Origin of the sequence: Legionella shakespearei DSM 23087, from assembly GCF_000373765.1 — a bacterium.
In the GTDB taxonomy this organism is placed as follows: domain Bacteria; phylum Pseudomonadota; class Gammaproteobacteria; order Legionellales; family Legionellaceae; genus Legionella; species Legionella shakespearei.
This window is the reverse complement of the sequence record NZ_KB892426.1, coordinates 80,970-101,343: the sequence shown is the minus strand read 5'-3', so window position 1 is coordinate 101,343 and position 20,374 is coordinate 80,970. Positions and strand designations below refer to the sequence as shown.

The window sequence follows — 20,374 nt, the reverse complement described above, 5'->3', positions numbered from 1 at the left end:
AGGCGCGGCTTTTTGCGCCGTCTCGAAGCATTGGCAGAGGATTTTTGCCCTGAGTATGCTTCGAGACGGGGTTACCACCTGAGTGATCCTCTCATATTGAGTACCACTCAGACCTATGCAGGATCGCCTTCCCCTCTCCGGGGGAAGGTGCCCGACAGGGCGGATGGGGGGATCAAAAAAGGAGTTTCTATCAAATAGACCCTGTTATTTTAGACCTTTCTACCTTAAATAAGTTCTCTTTTTGATCCCCCCACCCGCCCTGTCGGGCACCCTCCCCCGGAGGTGGAGGGGCTACTTGCGATGATCATCCTGCTTATTTGCATCTTTTTACAGGTTAAAATTATGAGAGGATCACTCAGGGTTCCCCCCCTCCTCAGCACGAACGGGGCGGTGAGTGGGGTGGGATAATAAAACCCTTATTTTCGAGTTCACATCAGTTCTGAATAACACCATAACCTTATTTTCGTACATTTTTAGAGTATAATGAGTCTCAAATCACTTAAGCACATTATCAATGGAAGCATTTTTTATATCTGTCGGAGTAGTTGCCCTTGCTGAAATTGGCGACAAAACCCAATTACTTGCCTTTGTTCTTGCATCACGCTTTAAGCAGCCACTGCCCATCATTCTCGGGATTTTTCTTGCGACCTTGATTAATCACAGTCTGGCTGGAGCCGTAGGTTTGTGGATTACTACTTTGATTCATCCAGATCTGCTGCGCTGGCTATTGTCGGCTTCGTTTTTAGCCATGGCATTATGGATGCTGATACCTGACTCCATTGATGATGATAAAACCCACACTGGCAAAAATCTGGGTGTATTCGGCGCCACGTTCCTGACCTTCTTTCTGGCTGAAATGGGCGATAAAACCCAGATAGCGACTATAGCTCTTACCGCTCACTATGCAGCACCGCTGGCTGTTATTGCGGGAACTACCTTAGGCATGTTGCTGGCTGATGTACCTGCTGTCTTTTTTGGTAATAAATTAGCAGATAAAATACCAGTGAAATGGGTTCACTGGTGTTCTGCGTTCATCTTTCTGGTGATGGCTGTACTCAATCTCATTTTCAAACCGGAATTAGGCTAGCCTGGGGCTTTCCTGCAGTTGCTCAACCGGTTTATCATCTCTTATAGTTTTCAGTCTATCCTTATAACTTTGAGATGACTCTATATTCCCCATCTTCTGCTCCATCTTTATTTGATAATAGGCATCAACAATAGTCAGGTTTGTCTTGGCACTTCTGGCAATACAGGTAGTAAAACGCTCAACAAACTGAGTGAACCGTTTAAAGAAGCCTGTTCCCTCATCAGCAGAGCAGATTTTTTCCATAAACTCAGAATCACGCGGCAATCCCTTAACCTGTTTTGCCCTTAAGCCAATAGGTGTTTCAGAATCAGTCAGTTGAGTATTGAGATGACCGATGTAGTCTATTAAATCCTGATTTTTAGGTGGTAAGCCAAGGCTAAAGCGATTCAATTTATTGTATGCTTTATCTACAAGTAAATAATCGGCTATTTTTTGTTTTTCAGTAGATCGCAGCAATTCCAGCAGACTTAATCCGCTATCTTCCGTCGTAAGCAAATGACCTTTATTTTTTCTATAAACTTCTCTCATCTCTACTTCATATTGCTGAATCAAAGGTTGAGTCAGATAGGAGTTTTTCAGAATGGTTCTCAAATACACCTCAAACTGTGCGTCTAATAAAGTGCTTTTGATTTCCTCTGCATCCTGAAGTTTTTTGTGGCGAAGAGAGGTTAATTGCTCCTGCTTTGCACGGATTTTTAATTCTATATCTTTGTCTTCCGGATTTAATTCCTGCTCTTTTAACAATGCAACCAAATCCTGCTCTGCTTGCTTGAGAAGCATGCAGTCTTGCTGACGAAGATAAGTTAATTTATCTTGTTTTATAAGTATTTTTAATTCCAGATTTTTATCATTCGGATTTATTTCTTGCTCTTTTAACAAAGCTTGCAAATCCTGCTCGGATTGTTTGACAAGCATTTCAACAAAATGGGCGTCATCGAACAGATCGAGCTTTTGTTTAAAAGGCATTTCCAATTCCAGTGCAGCCGATACAAACAATTGATTTACCCCTAACATTCCCGGTTCCAGTAAGGTGCCAGGTTTAAGGCATAAATAATCTTCTTCTTGTGATAAAGGAATAATTAAGTCACGATAGGCGTTTTCTTTAATCTCAATGTAATTTTTCGTAAGAATCTGATTGGCCATATCCGCCAATTCACCAGCCTGAGCCCCCACTCGTAATAACTGTTTTCCAAGGTTAATCATAGCTTCCGGTTTATTCGTGTTAAAAACTGAACTGCCATCCAACAACTCATTTATACGATCTATTTCCTGACGCATAAATGCATCACTAGCTAATTCTTCACGATTAAACGAGCGAACCTCATTAGCCTGCTCTCCATAAGCATGGGGGTATCTCTTGATTAAATATTGTCTTGCCTGCTCCAGTGGTGGCGAAGCCAAATGTGCGTATTTAACTCCCAGCTTCAGTCCCCGCTCCCCTGTTTTTTCCAGCGGATCAAACTCCTCTTCGCTTGAAGAATTGCTATGGTCCCTTGAAGCATCTGGAATATCAGGAGGATTCTCCAGTTTTAATAATTGTCCCTTGGCATTTTTGAAAACCGATTTCAATTCTTCAGCATCAGACTTGTTGTATTCTACAGTCTGGATCATTTTGGTTAAATCCAATATCTGGTTGATAATAGGTGCATAATGCTGTTTTAATTCAGGGCTTAGTGCTTCAACAGACTCTTTTAATTCCTGAGCTTCACTGGCAATTTCTACTAAAGATCTCACCTGCTTTACCAGACTGTCCTCTTTTGACATGTGTTCAAAGCTCAGCAGTGCTGATTCCAGATGATGCAAACCATTTTCCACTTGTTTAATCTGACTAGGGATAGTGGGATCATCAGCTTTGATGTCATGTAAAATTTGTCCCTCCGGTTTTATTAAATAAGAAGCGACATGAGGAGACAGTTTGTTTTTTACTATGTCCTCTTCTTGCTTTATTAATTTAGTGACAGCAGAAGATAATTGCATTTCCTGAATCAGGGCTATATTGCCACGAATAGTATGCAACGATGATATTGCAACAGGCTGTAATTCAGCAGCAGGCTGTGACTCTTTCATTGCTTTATCACGCAGATATTTGTGTCTCACATTGGAAAGTTGTGCATCATCCAACAACATTCGCCTGTGTTTTGCATCAGTTCCCAAACGTTCAGGACGTATGTGTAACAAGGCTTCATCTATAATCCTGACTTTAAATAAATGAGAATTGCTTTCTTTTTTTAAATATGCCGAAGTGGGCTGTTCCAACTTTAACAGTCTGGCGCATGGCAAAGGATGCTCAAGAGGCATACCTTGCTCCAAATGCTTCAATGCACTGACCAGTTCATTGGTAGCATCCACATTCACGTCAGTCAGAACTCCCTGTATCTCTGCCAAATGTTTTTTAAGCAAGTTCCGATCAGCTGTTGACATGTCAGCTATAGTTTTACCTTCATATCGCTTTAAAATATCAAAAAAGCTGGTTGCTGTCTGTTCTTGATCCTGAACTCGGAAAAACCCCATTAAATGTTCACCCCTGATATTTCGCAGGTTTGACTCCCTGGCAGGCTTCACATCAACAGCCAGGACAATTTTCTCTGGACCCTCTGCTTCGTTGTTGGGTGGCTTTATGGATTCATTTAATTTACGATTGATTTTATCTACTTCCTTAATAACAGGATCAGATAAAGTTCCAGGCTTAAGGTAATTACGGGTTTCCAATTCGTCCATCATGCAAAGCAATTCAGGATAATTCTTTTTAAACCATTGCTGGTACGCCTCAAGACTTGAATCCTGTACACGGTAGCCTTCTGCTTTCATTTTGCCGATAAGTTCCAGCAATCCAACAATCGCGTGGGGTATTCTGCCGTAATTTTCGAGCGAATTCATATTTTCCAGAAATAATTCAGCCATGGCAGCGATTGAATCCATTTGTTCCTCTGTAATCTTTAACTCCTCTTGATCGAGTGCATGATTTTCATCCAGGTTTGCTGCAATAGAGTTAAGAAAAGCGGGTAATTCAGAGGCAAAGGCAACCAGGGTAGCTGACTGTGAGGCACCTGACGCATCGGGTTGAATCAGATTAAGTCCACGACCTCCTGCACTACCCACAACTTTGGTTGCATTTAACAAGCCTATCTCGTTGGTAAGCCCGTAATTGTCTGCCAGGGAGCGACCATAGCTGATGACGGGTTCAACCAAATCGTAATTTTCATGAATCAGGCTCTGTACTTCAGGAGTAGCACCACTAAACGATTCCAATGCCTTGTACACCTGAGATAAGGCAGCGGCTCTTCGATGCGCCAAGGCAATTTTATCAATGACTGACTCGGATGGCGCATCTGTACTCTGTAGTAATCGCGTAGCTGTTTCAGCATGATACATGCTGTTTATGAGCTTTTTTACAGCCTCCACCTGGGGTGGATCTTCATCCAGATGGACAAAAGGAACTCCCTGTTCTGCGGGCTTTAAGGCGTTAGCCAAAGGAGCAGAAGTGCTCTTCCTTACTCGATCCAATAAATCAATTCGAGCAGATTCAATGATTTTGGCGTAGTCAGTTTTGGGTGTCTCTGGCAGTGTTTCTTCATCCGACTCTGATTGCTGTAAATCGCTCTCTGCCTCTACAGCAACACGCAAATCTGCAGTCTCGTTTACTATCGCCACCTCTGTATGTAAAGACTTTAATTTTTCTAAATCAGACAAATCATCTGAGCGATAATCAATGTCTGACAAGCCTCTGCTGTACGCATTTGCCTGTTCAATTATCGGAGCCAAAACCCTTATTGCCTCAGGTGACAGTTTGTTTATATTTCCTTTCAGGTTATAAGCAGCTTTTGCCAGACTGATAAATGCCCAGGCTTGTTGGATGGTTCCCGCATTTTCGAGTTGTTCCAGATAATATAAGGCACTCTCAAGATTTCTCAGGCCATTTTCAACTTCTTTGATCTGTTTGACATGGTCGGGATCATTATCATTAATCTTATATGGAGGAGTTGAGAAATAAGCCCGATCTTCCGTTAAATGCCGATCGACCAGAATGGTCAGGCTTTCACGGGTATCGCGAACTTTATTGGATAACTTTAATTCTTGTACGTAACTTATATTCCCCTTGAAATTATTCAAACTGGACGCTTTAACAGGTTTCAAATCACCAGGAGCAATGTGCTTTTCAGCTGATTGCAGAGGAAATTGTCTTTTTAATTCACTAAAGCGTGCATCTGTCCTTTCTTCAATACTCATTTGCTTTTTCTTGTTATCTGCGGGAATAAGCAGTTCTCGTGATTTCTCAGACACTTCAAGTTTTAGTTTTTCTGCCGCTATTTGTTTTTCAAAAAATTGAGTTACAGACGTTTCAGTTGCCAGGGATTTATCTATTTCGCCGCTGACTACAAAGCCTGAAACATAGTTATAGGCTCCAACCGCACTGCCCCACCATGAATTATCGACAAGTTCCTCTTCCGGGCCTTTGACGTTTAAAACAGCAGTCAATTTATGTTCCAGGTCCAGATTCTGATGAGCAAAAGCTGACTGTAATTCCGGATATATTTGCCTCAAATGGATACGGTCTGTTTCCAGTATTTCATTAAAAGACTTGCCTTTATATTTGGCTAAAATAGCGTAAAATTGTTCTGCTTCGTTGATATGGGCTGTTGCTTTCTGAATCTGATGGACGTTTTTTATCTGGCTTTCAGTAATTTTTTGTTCGCGGGCTGCCGCTAAAGAGTCCGTTGTGACAAGGCGTCCTTTAAAATCATAGCTGGAATGTGCCAATTGCTCATTTACTTCTTTACTCAGCTTATCGACAGAGGAACATAATTCCCCGGAAAGAGTCCCCTGTTTCAGGTAATTTTGTCGTTCAAGCTGGTCTGCTGCCATCAGTAAGGCGGGTAAGTACTGATTGGTCCAGGAAATATAACGCTCCATGGAATCTCTGGTAAATTCAAGGTCGTCTTCCTGAATTGTTTTAAACCAGGCTAATAAATCATTTACCGCTTTTGATTCTTCAAGGGATCCCAGAGTAAATTTATGAAAAAACGCATTATTATCAAGCTCATCCAATATAGATAAAGCCCGGTCTTTAATTGCTTTTTTTTCTGCCGCAGTTAACTCACCCTTTTGTGAATCAGATAATGAGTTAATTAACTCGGAAATTTGAGTAAACGTAGCGATGAGCGGGTTCGATGCATTCCAGGCCTTTGGATCACGTCCTAATAAATCAGTCCCTTGTCCAATCAGGGTACTTGCTTTGTCGGTAACATTCATTTCGCCGAATTCACCAAGCCAACCTGATTTTTTGATTACCTCATAAGTGCTGGTGAATACAGGTTCAAGCAAGGCATAATTGTCTGTGACAATTGCTTGTATTTCAGGTGAGGCATCATTGAACATGGCAAGTGCTTTATACACCTGTGTTATCGCATAAACACCCTGAGCGGGACTGGTTAGGCTCGTATTCTCCCAATGATTCATGGCATGTTCTGCATGATAAAGACAATTAATTACTTTTTTAATTGCTTCAACCTGTGGCGGATCATTATCAAAGTGGGTAAAAGGAACGCCCTCAGCATTTGGAATCAGTTTACTGGTCAGAGAATCATCAAGTTGGGTTTGTAATGTTTGAAGTAAAAGAGTACGCGCTGTCGCTATCTTCTTGGACAAAACATCGGTGTTATCATCTGATTCTGGCATTTCTGGCCTCCCCTATGCTTATTAAAGTATAGTTCAGCGATAATCATATGATACATTAATGATCAAACTTTATCAATATAGGCCAAAAATTCAGAAACACCCTGTTATTTTTTCCTCTTATGATAGGCTACCAACAATAAAATAATTATTCCGGAAAGGATTGCTATCCACAGTAAAGCAGCATGATCACCAAGAAAGACCGTAGAGGCTGGCTCTATCGCAGGTGGCGCAATGACGTCAGCATGGGCTGTTAAAACGCAAACACCAAGAATGAACAACACGAACCTTTTTATAAAAGCCATAATAACAATTCTCCGAGTAAAATAGAGGTTCCATTAAGAACCAATGAATAGAACAATGCCTTGCGACCTGTTACCAACAGGATCATTCTGATTAATAACGCTTCGATTAAAATGACCAATAATTCGGTAATAATCCAACTGACTCCGAGAAGCATTTGGGTCGATAAAAAAGAATAAGCCATATTAGCCAGTGGATTAGTAAAAAGGTTTAGCCCTATAATAAAAACACCCCACAGTAAACGCTCATCCTTAGGTATGCTTTTTTTGATGAACAGCCAGTATGCCAATAACTCAAACAGTATTGTAAGAGTAAGTGCCATTGTCATTTTGATAAGTGCAGCTTCCATTGCCCCTTTAAGCTCCTATTTGATTTCTATCTGTTTTTTTGGTTTGCCGCATGTGCTTTATGAATTAAGTTATATTCGCAAAAACCTGTTGAGAATACTACCCCCGGCTTTTATCATAATCGTCATGACGCTCTTGTTGTTTCTTGTTCTGGTGCGAACGATAAACCTCATCAGCCCTACCCCTTACGTGTTGATTATCGAAGTATTCACTTTAATTTCATTACTTCTGACTTCCTTGTATTTCAGAATTAACTTAACCTTGGCCGCGATGGTTTTTCTTTTTTGCCTTGGCCTTATTTACAATCCCTTTATCTTGTTGCTTTGTCTGAGCTTTCTTCACAATTTAACCCCCTGGGGATTTCTTTCCCTGCAGGGTAAAGCCAAAAATGCCTGGATTATTTTTTTGTTTAATCCTGTGCTGGTGTTTATGCTGGCGTACTTCTTTGCTGTAGATCCGCACTATATTTCAGCAACAACGGCAAATACCTGTCTGTCACATTACCTGTTGTCACCGCAGATAAACGTGTGGAACAGCGCATTCTTTGCCTCTGCTGTTTATTTGCAAATGATTCATTATTATTTTGTGATTAAAGTACTTCCGGAACTTTCTTTAAAGCCGATACGTACCAATCGCTATCAATGGTTATTTTACATAGTTATTGGCTTTGCCTTTATTGCGTTTTTTAAAACCGGAAAACCGATATATGGAATCATTGCCCTGTTCCACGCTTATCTTGAAATTCCTATTCTTTTTTATTTGTTGGGATATAAAAGGTAACCAATTTCAGGAGATCCTTCGCGCAGGACGACGGGGAACCATTTACTTAACATACAAATCCAACCAATCTTTATATCGCTGTAATCTGTCCACTATATAACTGGGCACATCAAGAGAATGATATTGTTTTGGGTAAATAATCAGCTGCGTGGGAACATCCTGTGATTTCAAAGCCTGGTATAATTGTTCTGAACCACTGCAGGGAACATTAAAATCCAACTGGCCGCACATAAACAAGGTAGCGGTTTTAATGCGATCAGACTTCATAAAGGGATAACTTAATTTTAAGTAGATATCGGGTTTCAGCCAGGGCTTACCCAGTTCCAGTTCATATTCTACCGTATACTGATCTTCACCATAACTCGACAAAAAGTTAGCTGCTCCTGCACCTGACAAAGCTGCTTTAAAGCGACTATCCGTTGCAATGACATAATCCGTCAATATTCCCCCATAGCTCCAACCGCCAACAGCCAGTCTGTTGGGATCTGCTACCCCCATTTTAATCACATGATCCACAGCGGCAACTACGTCTTTAACATCAAGATTACCCCAATCGGCATAAATTGCTCGGGCAAAATCAAAACCTCGCCCTGAACTGCCACGTGGGTTGGGCGCAATAATTACATAGCCTTGAGCCGCCAACCACTGCAAATCAAAATCAAATTCATGACTGAATTGATAGACAGGACCACCATGCAGATACAAGAGAGCGGGATATTTTTTCCCTTCCTGATACTGTGGCGGCTTAATCAATAAACCGTCTATAGTGACATCCCCCTCACTTTTGAATTCTATGTCTTCTGCGGGCTGGAAGCTGACTTGTTGCAACAAGTCCTTATTATGCTGCGTCAGAGGAGTTATAGCCGAATCAACGACGAATAACTCGGCCGGATGCACGTCATCGGAACTGAGCAAAACAATCTGGTCATTACCCAAAGAAAAGTCCATATCAAGGCGTGGACCACTGGTCAGTGTCTTTATTGCCCCCGTCTCGGGATTAATCTGACTGAGATAAGTCACTCTGCTGTGTTCTATTAAAGCATAAATGCTCTTACCATCCCTGGACCATTTAGGTTTATAAAACCAACGATCCAAAGGAGCAACAATTCGCTCCTGATGATTCCTGATATCAACGACTGCTAATTGTGAAGGTGAATAGTAAATCCATTGGTCTTCGCGGCTGCGCAAATAAGCGATTTTGCTGCTATCCGGACTCCAGGATATGCCGGATTCAAAATCAGGATTCATATCACCGCCCTGATAATGGGTTAATTGCTGTTCTTTCTGGTCTGCATCAGGTTTGATGAGATAGATATCATAATTTAAATGCCTGTCTGAATCTTTGCCTCGCTTGGTTACATAAGCAATGTATTGGCCATCAGGTGACCAGGCCGGGGAAAACTCATCATGCTCCCCCGGGGTCAATAACATAGTGGATTCATTTCTGAAATTATAAACATACAGATGGTCGCGCGCATTGGTAAGATAACCCTGTCCATCAGCTTTAAATTGATAACGGTTAATGACTATGGGACGCAGTTCATCTCCTTCGCTTTTATCTTCACTCCCAATAAAAGCGATCTTTCGTGAATCAGGCGACCAGCTAAAGTCACTGATTTCGCCATAAAATTCCGTTAACTGTTCTGCTTTGTCGCCTTTGGTGGGGATTAACCAGATTTGGGTAGAGCCGTCTTCTCCCGCATCAGAAAGATAGGCTATCCACTGTCCATCCGGACTCCATTTAGGCAGAGAGTTTGAATTTTGTCTGGAATAAGTAAGCTGCTGTTTTTTCTTACCATCAAGGGAAGCAATCCAGATATTACTCATGGATGTGTTTTCCTCTTTATTCAGCTGAAATACAGAATAGGCAACCCACTTGCCATCAGGAGATACCTCTGGTTCGCTGACATCGTAGATGCGATAAAGATCATCTAGCTCAGGTAATCGCTTTTCAGCCCACCCTTGTCCATAAACCACAAAGCACAGAAGAATACTGATTAAAATATGTTTCATTCAGCGTCCCGAGTCCCTGGAGTCATTTTTTAATCATTGTAGGTAAAAATAGTATAGAACATGAAGAGGTGTTTTACTTGGAGGGTGGGAGTTTCGTCTAAGTATCCACAGCCCTCGACTCAGATCCCGGCTGCAAGCAGACCGGGCTACGGACCCTGCCAGGATTCCATATATAACGGGCTCGCTGTCCCTACCCCGATCTACGTCGTCCTGAGCGCGTCTTTTTGCGCGAAGGATCTCCCAATACTGGCACCATGCCACCTTTCGGGAGATCCTTCGCGCAAAAAGACGCGCTCAGGACGACGTAGGCATGCCGTTCGGAAAGCCCTTGCAACAACAAGCATCGGGATATACGCTAGTTGAAGTATCAATTCAAGGATTAACGGAAAAAACATGCTCTCCTTTTTACGCGGTATGTGGTATATGGTTCGTGGCTTTCGCGCTCTTTCAACTTCTGGATTGAAACGATATATTATTTTACCGATACTGATAAACGTTTTTCTCTTTACCGGATTATTCTATTTTTCCTATCATTATCTGTCCCCCTATGCACACTACTATCTCGATAAATTACCCTCCTGGTTGAGTTTTCTCAGTGGCGTATTTTTTATCCTCTTTATCATTTGCTGCTTTTTATTATTCTTATCCCTCTTTACCGTGGTTTTTAATATTATCGCCGCTCCCTTTAATTCCCTTCTCGCTGAAAAAGCTCAGACAGTTCTTTATAAGCTACCAATACCTTCACAATCCTTTCACGAAATGGCCATTCGCAGCATGAAGCGCCAGGGACAATTTCTCATTTATTATTTGATTCGCCTGCTAATCGTTGGCTTATTGTTTTTTGTACCCTTTATCCAACCCATTTATCCCTTTATCTGGTTTTTGTTTACCGCCTGGATAATCAGCATTCAATATCAGGATTTTGCTATGGACAATAATCTGATCAGCTTTAAAGAAATGCAGGAACATGTAAAAGACAATAAGATGCGTTCTCTAGGATTTGGTACACTGATTAACCTGACCAGTTTTATCCCAATCCTGAATCTTCTCATCATGCCTGCAGCGGTGATTGGCAGTATTATGATGTATTGCGACAGGAGAATAGTCGCCCCTGCGTAGACAACAAATCTCATCCCGAATGCGTAGTCCGGTCTGCTCCGATCCACGTCGTCCTGAGCGCGTCTTTTTGCGCGAAGGATCTCCTGAAATGGGCACAGTGCAAAGTATTTGGAGATCCTTCGCGCAAAAAGACGCGCTCAGGACGACGTAGATCGGGGAATGGGTCGGATATGTAGAAGAGACAGACCGGGCTACAAGACCCCATTGTTCGCGTTCCGTACAAAAATGTCCGATTATAACCAAATAATGTCCGATTACAACCGAGCCCAAAGTGATCACTTAAAGTACAATTAGCCAGCTTAATTGACCACTATTAACCGATCAAAGCCAAATAATTGTATTTATACACAAAAAGCAATCAACCTAATGGAGTATATGAATGACACGCGATGAATTTATATCTTGTTTTCAAATTAAAGAAGCCCCTTTACAGCAATTGGTAAATGATTTGATGGCTCAACCTGACACCCCAAATAACAGATATATGTTGCACAAAGCATTAAGAGGTGTTTATTCAGCCGAATTTAATACCTTTATATTAGCTCTCGATTCACGTAGTCGAGTCAGCGCAGATTCTCTGCTGCTTGCGCATTTAAGAATTATTATGAAAACAGAACCTCAGTATGATGCGCTGCATCAAAAAGCTAGTAATAAAGGATACAAACATACCCACGGTGCCACCAAGATCAAAGATTACGAAGATTCAGAAGAATTCGCTAATGCTGCAACAGTAGCAAAACCTGCACGTATATCACGTGAACAATTTTTAGCGCCTTACAGTTCGCCTGAAAAAGGATATAACAATCTGATAAGAGACTTGCTATCTCTCCCAGCAACAGAGGTGAACTACACATTGCTGGAAGAGTGTGTTAGAGGCCAATTTTCAGATTTTCACAGTGACACTCTGCCTAGCGCGGCACTCATAGAATTATTGGGTATCGCCAAAGAGGATGATCCTGCTTATGAGCCATTAGTTCTAAAAGCAATCACAGGTGGATACGACCATAACTATAGTCCTTTAAAAAATGGGGAGCGTCAGAACCCTCTCACCATGGATGATGTTGTGAACTCCGCCAGAGAATGGATAAAACGCGATATGGAAAAAGAAGCTGAGGCCGAAATGGATGAAGAAGGACCAAGCCCTGGCTTCTTCTAATAATTCATTAAGCTTTACCTGGTTTGAATATTAACTCCTACGTTCCTCGGCTTGTCCGAGGAATCCAGGAGACGAATGTTATAAACAGCCAGGCTCCACTATACGTCCAACCAGGAAGAAATAATGAAAGACAATGCAATCAAGCTCGAACAGCAATGGGAACAATTTGGCCTGCTTTATGAACACACAAAAAGTGCTGTAGTTAAAACCAAAGATCCGGAAGGAGTGCTTAATCTCCAACGCTTTCTCGATAAAAAGCAAGATTGCTTTGACTTATTAAATATTTCAACTCAGAAGAAGAAAAAATCTTTAGTAATTAATGCCTGGATGCTTTTATTCCGTAGTGAGAATTATGATGGGTCAGGTGCAGAATGGAGGCTGCGAGAACGCCTGGAAGGATTATTAAAACAGGGATTCGAACTGTATGTTTCTACCAATAATGGATTGATTAAAGCAACCAGTGAGGATCATTTAAAAATTCTTTTAGATGATTTCAAACCTATATCCAATACTAAAGCAGAACAGTTAGCTTACAGTCATAATTTAGCGGAGGGAACGTTTAAAGTCTTTGATAGTCCGCTATTGCATGCGTACTCAGGAGATTATTATTGTGAAAAAATTGATTTTCCTCTGTTTCCTAGCAAATATTCTGAACATGAAATGCAGTTGCTTATCGAAAGCATAGGACCTGATGAAAAAATCACCTTAACCATGGATCTTCACAATAAAGTGCATTTCGGGAAAGAATGGTTACAAATGGCAAAACGCGCACACCCTCTGTTTAATCAATTAAACAGGCATTTTGCAGGCTTATGCATTCATAATGTTTTTCCTGAACCCCAGGTCATCAGCGGCATCATTGAATCAGCCCCCAATATGGAAGCCATACAGGTTAACAATAGTTCTGAGTGGTTTTCAAGGAAAGAGAAACTGCACGTTAGTAATCTAAGCTCTTTAAAATTACGTTCTCTGCAGCTTAATGGACTTGCTTTGTCACCAGATTTTCTGATTCAAGCGATAAAAAGTAATACTATAGAAACGATGGAATTGGGCAACTGCATGCTTTCTGATGAGGAGTTTCGTCAAGTACTGCATAGTGTCGATACCCATGATTTTCTCACCCTGAAAAATCTCTCGCTTAAAAATATAGAAATGACTTCAGACTCAATTTCCCTGCTTTTAAGTAAAACAGAACATCTTGAAACATTGAGCATTAGAGGCTGCAAAGATCTGGACAAATTGGTACTGACACTGAAACCAGACCAATTATCTCATGTAAAGCAATTAAACTTGAGCAATCTGCCTATTACAGCACAGCAACTACAGATTCTCTTACAGGCATGTCCTAATCTTGAGAATCTTAGTGTCTATGATTGCAAGAACATAAACACCTTACCATTCAGCCTGAAACCTAATTCATTGGCCCATCTTAAAAGCATGTATTTGAGCGAATCTTCTATCACGCCAAAACAGTTTGAGATTTTAGCCCAAGCTGCACCTGGCATAAAAAAAATAGATTTACGTAAGTGTCATTCATTTGATGACACAACCATTGATACGCTTAACCTATCCAAGCTTGAAGAACTACAAATAGAAAGCATGAGCCTGACACGACAACAGTTTAACAGCATTCTCGCTAATGCTGACAGTTGCCATGAGATTCATCTTGATGGCGTCAGGGGTTTAAACAAGGGTAACGGTAATTTGGCAAAAAGCGCTTTACCCAACTTAAATAAACTTAGAATACACCACACAGATTTACCTTTTGATGGATTAATCAATTTACTGCACGCAGCAGATAATCTGGAAAGCGTGGATGGGTGGGCGAATACAGGGCTAATTCAGGGAACAACACCATTGCCTGCATTGAGCCACAGTCATTTAAAAACATTAAAATTAAATGAGTCGAATCTGGATGCAGCAGCGCTAACGACCCTGATTCATTCCTGTCCTCAGTTGAACCAGTTATCTATTGAAGAATGTGACAATTTAACCGGAGATTTGCACGAGCTTAGGCCTCATGCACTGGCACAACTTAAGGAATTGCGTGTTGGATCAAAGTCAACCCATCCTGATGCGCTGAACCATCTAATAAATGCTTCACCACACTTGCAATCACTTTATGTTAAAAACATCGATCTGACTAAGGCAGAGCTTAAGCTTAAATCGAATCTGAACTTGAAAAGGCTGTGGATTGATAAAGCAAAAATTAATTCAAAGAATTTAAATCTGTTAGTAAATCATGCCTCTAATGTGGGCGAGCTGTTCCTGATGGATAATGAAATTCTCAATGATCAAGAGCCATCATTAGTTCCTTTAAATCAGCTGACCCGGTTATGTATGAGTAAAAATACTCAATACATCAATGCTGCGCTTAATAATGCTCCCAATCTCATAGAATTGAGTATGTCATTTATGAGAGACTGGTCTGATATTCGAATAACGGTAACCCCTGATTCACTTCCAAAACTCAATAAACTGGATTTGGGATGTACCCATATCAGTTCAGAACAATTAAGTGCTCTGTTAAATGCAGCGCCTAATGCCAGATCACTTAAAAACTCATTGAATAGTGCGTTAGGTAAAAAGGAACTAACCTTGTTGCCCAGTGCCTTGAAAGAAATGAAAAAGATAGAGCTAGGAGCACGTGATGTGACGGTGCAGCAAGCTCAAGCCATTTTAGAGCAGGCTCCAAAACTTAAAACACTTCAGTTGGACATTCAATCGACTCTCACTTCATCCGAATTAGCCTACCTGCAACAACAATATCCCAAAGTAAAGATAATTAAGGAGGATTTCAGTTTGGATTATTTGCCATCTATTATTTTGGATGGTGATATTACCTGGACAGAAAAAACTGACAAACACGTCAGGGAACTTTTTAAAGGACACGTACAAAATCCAGGCGCGGATAAATACATCCTGAAAACACTTCATTGGGAACATGGAGAGTTTAAACCGGTCACAGCAAAGCAAACCGTAAAAATCAAGCCTGAATCCTTTGCAACAGCGGAACAATTGGCGCTTGCCTTTGAACATTCTCCAGGTTTTGCTGATGAATCCATCCATTATGGGCAGTGTTCTTTAAAAGGATTTTATCGGGATAAAAAATATTTGCTGCCAGCCTTGGGACAAGGGGATGAAGTTCTGGCAGTAAATCAGTCGGATAAAGTGGAAATTCATCTGGATCAACAATCAGGTCTTTACTATGTTGTTCCAGTCAAAGAGCTTAAAGACAATGATGTCCTGCACTTTATCGTAAAGAAAAACCCGGCAAATTTAGCGATTCCAACTCCTAAGCAAAATTACAGATCAACCATTCAGCAACTCCGCTTCAACGAGTCAGGTCAACTTTCTAAAAACGAAGCATATAATAAGCTTATGAGTTTGCCTGTACCGGAACGAATAGCTGCTCTTGCCTGGTTTTGCTGTTTTTCTCAAGTGCATGGTGACAAAATTGGATCAAAATCAACTGCTGAATTATTCAATGGCCTCATCACAAAACGTACAGGATTGAGTCAACATCGTGCTTCGCTCTTTACTGCTCTTGCAACAGAACTAGGCATTAACGCTTTGTTAGTCAAAAACGAGGCGTCCTGCTTTGCCAGCGTAACCTATGAAGGAAAGTCCACCAATATCGATTTGGGCGGCCACCATTATAATTTAAAGACGGTTCCAATGAGTACAACGGAACCCGATAAAACAGTGCCACAAATCTTTTTACAACCCAGTGCTGAAGAGCAGGCAGCTCCTCAATCGTACCAAGTCTGTATGGAACAGGAACCTAAATCTTTAGTCCCCTATCAGGCACAGAACTATGGCACAGCAAGACAAGTGTATGAGTTGGTTCTTAATCATCCTGAAGAGAACGTGCATTATGCTCAGGCTGACTTGAGTCAGGTACCGCTTCGTACCTGGTGGCAGATTCCGGCATTAACCCATAAAGATGAATTGCTCGCTCTTTCTTTGAACGCAGAAGATTATGAATTGGCGCGTGATAATGACAGCGGTTATTATTTTCTAAAACTAAATAGCTTACCGCCACAACAGATACTGCATTATGCGGTTCAATCACCTGAAGGATTAATTATTAATCATGAGCAAGGCACTGCTAATCTGTTCTCGGCGAATACTAAATATATTGGCCAATTGCGTTTTCATGATGACGGCCAGCTCATAGGTCAAATGCGCAGCAAATTAGAGGTTCTGCCTCCAAAAGACCTTATTGCGGCCATAGTCAGTTATTGCAACTTCTCTGATGCACGGGTATTGTCGACTAAAAATATGACCGAAAGTGAACAATTAAACCACTTCATTGAGACCAGACAAGGGAATGCAAACCAACGCCTGAAGCTTGCGCAAGCACTGTGTGAAGGATTTGGAATCAGCAGCAAAATCGTTAAGAGTTATACCAATAATTACCTTTGTGTCACCCAGCAGGGAAAAAGGACCTTTTATAATCTTGGGGCAAACCTTCCTCCGCTGAAAATGAAACCTATCGCGGATTTACCCCTGCCCAAGCAAGCAGATGTTGGCGATGAAATCATGCTTGATGTGAACAATCCTTTCCAAACATGGAACTCGCATCCGCTGACAAGCACCATAGCCCAAAACCTCCTGACGGAAATCACTTCAGCTGACAGCCCTGCTCGTCGCCTGGTAAGCATTAAGACCAAGGATGCAGCACTGATTAATGAGCGTGCCAGTGGTAATCCTGCCATGCATGTCACTACAAGTCTTGCTGAATTATCGCTGACGTCCCTGCACATCGCCTCTGGAACCTGGCATTCAGTACCAAGCCCCATTGCGAGATTTTTAGAGCAAGCAGCTCAAAATCCCCAGCAACCTTTCCATTGGATTATCAATTGGAGCGACTCAGGAATTAATGATACGCCCTACAACAGCATCATTGATGACCTCGATCGCAATCTTTTTGGCATGCCTGTTCCTGCCAATGTTCGTATTGTGGTCTTATCTGATGAACACACTTTAAAGAATAAAAAGGAGGATTTTTATTCCCGATTTGATGCGGTCAGTATCTGTCCAAAGCTTGCTGAAACAGCAGTACCTTTAGTTGCGTCCAAGGCAATGATTCAGCCCTTTGATGCCGTTCTGTCTCCGAATCAGGAATGGCAGAGTGATTTGTTTGGCCAATACCGTATGGAAAACCAGCATTTTTATGTGACTCAAGGTGAATTGGCAAAAGCCATTGAAGCCGGCGTGCAGGAATTTACCATTCATAATCCACCGTTGCATGATCCGGAATTTGTGCTTGCCTACAAACAATTGGTGAATCATAAACGTTATTATTTTAATGGTGAATGGCATCAATTACCTAATAATTTCAAGGTACATCTTGGTGATCCTGTTTATAACATTCCCATGTTGCGTCAGTCTGAGCTGAACGCTGGTGAACAGCTCCTGCTGAACACAGCAAGCCTGCCTAACTTTTTTGAAAAGCAGGTTGTTCTACCCGATGGCAGTATTGCATTGGATAAAGGTTTTTTTGCACGCTTCCCTGCAATCAATTTAATCGTTACCAAAACCATTTCTGATGCGGACTGGTATAAATTGACCATGGAAGCTGCGAAGTATGATTGTGCATTGAGCATTCAAACTGTAGGTGAGGTCACTGTTCCCGAAGTAATGAAAACTTGGAACTGTGGTAAAATCGCTCTTGAAAAACCTGCATCTATCGATTTTGTGGTTAGTAATGATGTCGATAAAACTCTGGAGCAACTTGACAGGCGTTGTGTTATCACCGTGAAACCAGAAACGCAAATAACCAGCTTGTTCTATCAATTTAAAGCCGGTGATTTGCATTTCGATGTAACACATACTGACTTGCTCAAAGCTCTGGAACAAGGGCAGGATATTGTCTTCAAAGGTCAATTCTCGCCAAGATTCCTGCAACAACTGCACTCATTATTAATGAAGCCGCCCTATTTACTGATTAATGGTCAAAAAACCATTATACACAGCAAAATAACCGTCATCGCTGAACATGAAGCACAGTTATCAGGCATCCCCTATCGCGTGGAACAACATGATACAGAACAATATTATAATGCTCTGCCCAAAGCCGCTGCTAAACGTTTGAAGGATTGTTACGATAAACTGGCTATGAAACCTGCATACAGCCATTTCATAGGCAAACCAACGGATCCGGCACAGGCAGAAGCCTGGGTTGACGACACGGTAAGGCAGCTTGAATTAAGCCAGGGCTTAGTCAAGAGCGGTTTGGAACCAACGACTGTTGAGACGGTTCTTCAGGCACTGCAACATCGCCGTTTCGTCTTTTTGCTCAGTGATACCGGTGAAGGAAAAAGTTACTTTGTAACCCATACCTTGAAAGAGCATTTTTTACGCCAACACAAATCCTTTGAACTCTATCAAGGGATGAAATCGCTGGTTGATGCCTTGCAATCTGACAACCCCTCTGCTTTTCTTTTCATCGACGAAGCAAACCTCAGTGATGAAGACTATGCGCTGCTTGACCGGATTGCTAGTGGTGAGCCTGATGTGTGGATAGATGGTATGAATTATCCTGTCAAACCGGGACTGCGAATTATTTTTGCTGGTAACCCTCCCCAGTATCAGGGAAGAAATAATCCGGAACTGTTTAAACGCTTCCCTTATTATCTGCAGTTCTCGGGTCAGCCTTTGGATAAAATTTTAGCGCCTTTGCTAGCGAAATTCCGCATGTCACACGAGCTTTTGTCTCATATCAAGAGCTACATGGAAAAAGCTAAAGAAGCAGGTGTGGTCATTACACCACGTAATGCTCAATCTATATTGGTTCGTACCCTTAATTATACCCGTAATCCATCTCTTGCTGAGTTAAGTGAATTGAGTCTGTTGCGCGTTGCTATAGCACAGGAACTGAAATCGATGTTGGTTGATAAGAAGGCTATTCAGGATATCGTGCATGAACTGAAATATTCTGAACCAGCTCCTGGCAAGAAGCACCGGGACAAGAAACCCAAAATGGTTCCCACCTATGCTATGTGGAAGCAAATAGGACATGAAGAAATACAGCATTTAAAGCAGGATCTGACTGCTGAAAACCACGATTTTATCTGGACCCCTTCCAGACTGAAAATCGCTCACAAACTGGATGAGTTTTTTAATGGATTACGGCTTAAACAAACCCAGGAAGTCAGTCAGGATGCCGGCATTAATGGACTGGTTTTAGAGGGAGAACCGGGTGTCGGCAAGAGCCGTTTGTTAGTGAGCTATCTCAAGGCGCGTCACATTGAGTATGTTGTTGTGAACCCGTCAAGACCACAGGAAATGCGCAATAAGCTCATACTGGCAGCTAAAAAAGGTTGCCCGGTTTTAGTCGATGAGTTCAACTCCAATGCTGACGAAATTGCCTTGAATGAACTGTTGTCGGGTACTGTTTTTGATGCAAACATGCAGGTAACTCCGGGCTTTTGCATACTGGGAACTCAAAATCCGATTTCATTCAGCAAGCGCCAATCTTTCTCTAAAGCATTGGGCAACCGTTTGATGAAGATTGTTGTTAAAGAGTATGATAAAGGCGAGTATCCTGAAATTCTTGTCGATAAATTCCATCTTAAAGAGCAGCAAGCAAACACATTGGTTGAGGATTATTTCGAAGCGAAGACTGTCGCAAAACAAAAATTCTTCAGCCCTGCACCCTCACCACGTAATTTGTTTGCAGAGGCGGGCAAGCAAGAAGGCATGAAGATGGAGACTGATTGTATTCTTTATTAAGGAATGTAGCCCGGTTGCTTGCAACCGGGATCGAAGTGGCAATCAACTTTATAAGAGGTACCTGTATCAAAGTCCGGAGCAAGAACCCCCTTGCCGGGCTTGGCTTTTAGGGAAACCTGCATCCATGCGGTCGATGTGCGCGTCCCTGCGCACAAC

9 protein-coding genes are annotated in these 20,374 nt (G+C 41.7%); 5 read left to right on the top strand and 4 right to left on the bottom strand.

Translation table 11 applies throughout. The features are described 5' to 3' along the window. Positions 1–514: 514 nt before the first annotated feature. Positions 515–1,087 (top strand): TMEM165/GDT1 family protein, encoded by a 573-nt coding sequence (locus tag B094_RS0112680; protein WP_018578187.1) that lies wholly within the window; start codon positions 515–517, stop codon positions 1,085–1,087. Here the strand turns inward: B094_RS0112680 and B094_RS16255 are convergent. The 3 genes from B094_RS16255 to B094_RS0112665 all read right to left on the bottom strand — a co-directional run bounded on the left by B094_RS16255 (position 1,079) and on the right by B094_RS0112665 (position 7,412). Continuing rightward, a complete protein-coding gene (locus B094_RS16255) occupies positions 1,079–6,763 on the bottom strand; it encodes a hypothetical protein (protein ID WP_018578186.1) in 5,685 nt (1,894 codons plus the stop codon). The two genes, B094_RS0112680 and B094_RS16255, sit on opposite strands and share 9 nt — an antisense overlap. A gap of 104 nt (positions 6,764–6,867) precedes the next feature. Next, entirely contained in the window at positions 6,868–7,065 is a 198-nt protein-coding gene (locus B094_RS0112670; protein ID WP_018578185.1) for a hypothetical protein, read from the bottom strand. Continuing rightward, positions 7,053–7,412, bottom strand: coding sequence for a hypothetical protein (locus B094_RS0112665; protein WP_018578184.1), 360 nt, complete (start codon positions 7,410–7,412; stop codon positions 7,053–7,055). The genes B094_RS0112670 and B094_RS0112665 overlap by 13 nt, the downstream gene beginning before the upstream one ends. A 52-nt stretch (positions 7,413–7,464) precedes the next feature. On the opposite strand from B094_RS0112665, the gene B094_RS0112660 reads away from it, so the two are divergent. Further along, positions 7,465–8,190 (top strand): hypothetical protein, encoded by a 726-nt coding sequence (locus B094_RS0112660; RefSeq protein ID WP_162263936.1) that lies wholly within the window; start codon positions 7,465–7,467, stop codon positions 8,188–8,190. 42 nt (positions 8,191–8,232) lie between these two features. Here B094_RS0112660 and B094_RS0112655 read toward each other — a convergent pair whose 3' ends face one another. Continuing rightward, entirely contained in the window at positions 8,233–10,203 is a 1,971-nt protein-coding gene (locus B094_RS0112655) for a S9 family peptidase (protein WP_018578182.1), read from the bottom strand. A gap of 393 nt (positions 10,204–10,596) precedes the next feature. On the opposite strand from B094_RS0112655, the gene cysZ reads away from it, so the two are divergent. From cysZ to B094_RS0112635, 3 genes are all read left to right on the top strand, one after another. Continuing rightward, entirely contained in the window at positions 10,597–11,322 is a 726-nt protein-coding gene (cysZ, locus tag B094_RS0112645; protein WP_018578180.1) for a sulfate transporter CysZ, read from the top strand. A gap of 379 nt (positions 11,323–11,701) precedes the next feature. Continuing rightward, entirely contained in the window at positions 11,702–12,478 is a 777-nt protein-coding gene (locus tag B094_RS0112640) for a hypothetical protein (protein WP_018578179.1), read from the top strand. A 123-nt stretch (positions 12,479–12,601) separates the two neighbouring features. Further along, on the top strand, positions 12,602–20,218 hold the full coding sequence (locus tag B094_RS0112635) for a hypothetical protein (RefSeq protein ID WP_018578178.1): 7,617 nt from the start codon (positions 12,602–12,604) through the stop codon (positions 20,216–20,218). Positions 20,219–20,374: the final 156 nt, after the last annotated feature.

What these genes read in the sequence shown, in the direction of transcription:
- B094_RS0112680 (WP_018578187.1), top strand. Translation starts at nt 515, where the DNA reads ATGGAAGCATTTTTTATATCTGTCGGAGTAGTTGCCCTTGCTGAAATT.
- B094_RS16255 (WP_018578186.1), bottom strand. Translation starts at nt 6,763, where the DNA reads ATGCCAGAATCAGATGATAACACCGATGTTTTGTCCAAGAAGATAGCG.
- B094_RS0112670 (WP_018578185.1), bottom strand. Translation starts at nt 7,065, where the DNA reads ATGGCTTTTATAAAAAGGTTCGTGTTGTTCATTCTTGGTGTTTGCGTT.
- B094_RS0112665 (WP_018578184.1), bottom strand. Translation starts at nt 7,412, where the DNA reads ATGGAAGCTGCACTTATCAAAATGACAATGGCACTTACTCTTACAATA.
- B094_RS0112655 (WP_018578182.1), bottom strand. Translation starts at nt 10,203, where the DNA reads ATGAAACATATTTTAATCAGTATTCTTCTGTGCTTTGTGGTTTATGGA.
- cysZ (WP_018578180.1), top strand. Translation starts at nt 10,597, where the DNA reads ATGCTCTCCTTTTTACGCGGTATGTGGTATATGGTTCGTGGCTTTCGC.
- B094_RS0112640 (WP_018578179.1), top strand. Translation starts at nt 11,702, where the DNA reads ATGACACGCGATGAATTTATATCTTGTTTTCAAATTAAAGAAGCCCCT.
- B094_RS0112635 (WP_018578178.1), top strand. Translation starts at nt 12,602, where the DNA reads ATGAAAGACAATGCAATCAAGCTCGAACAGCAATGGGAACAATTTGGC.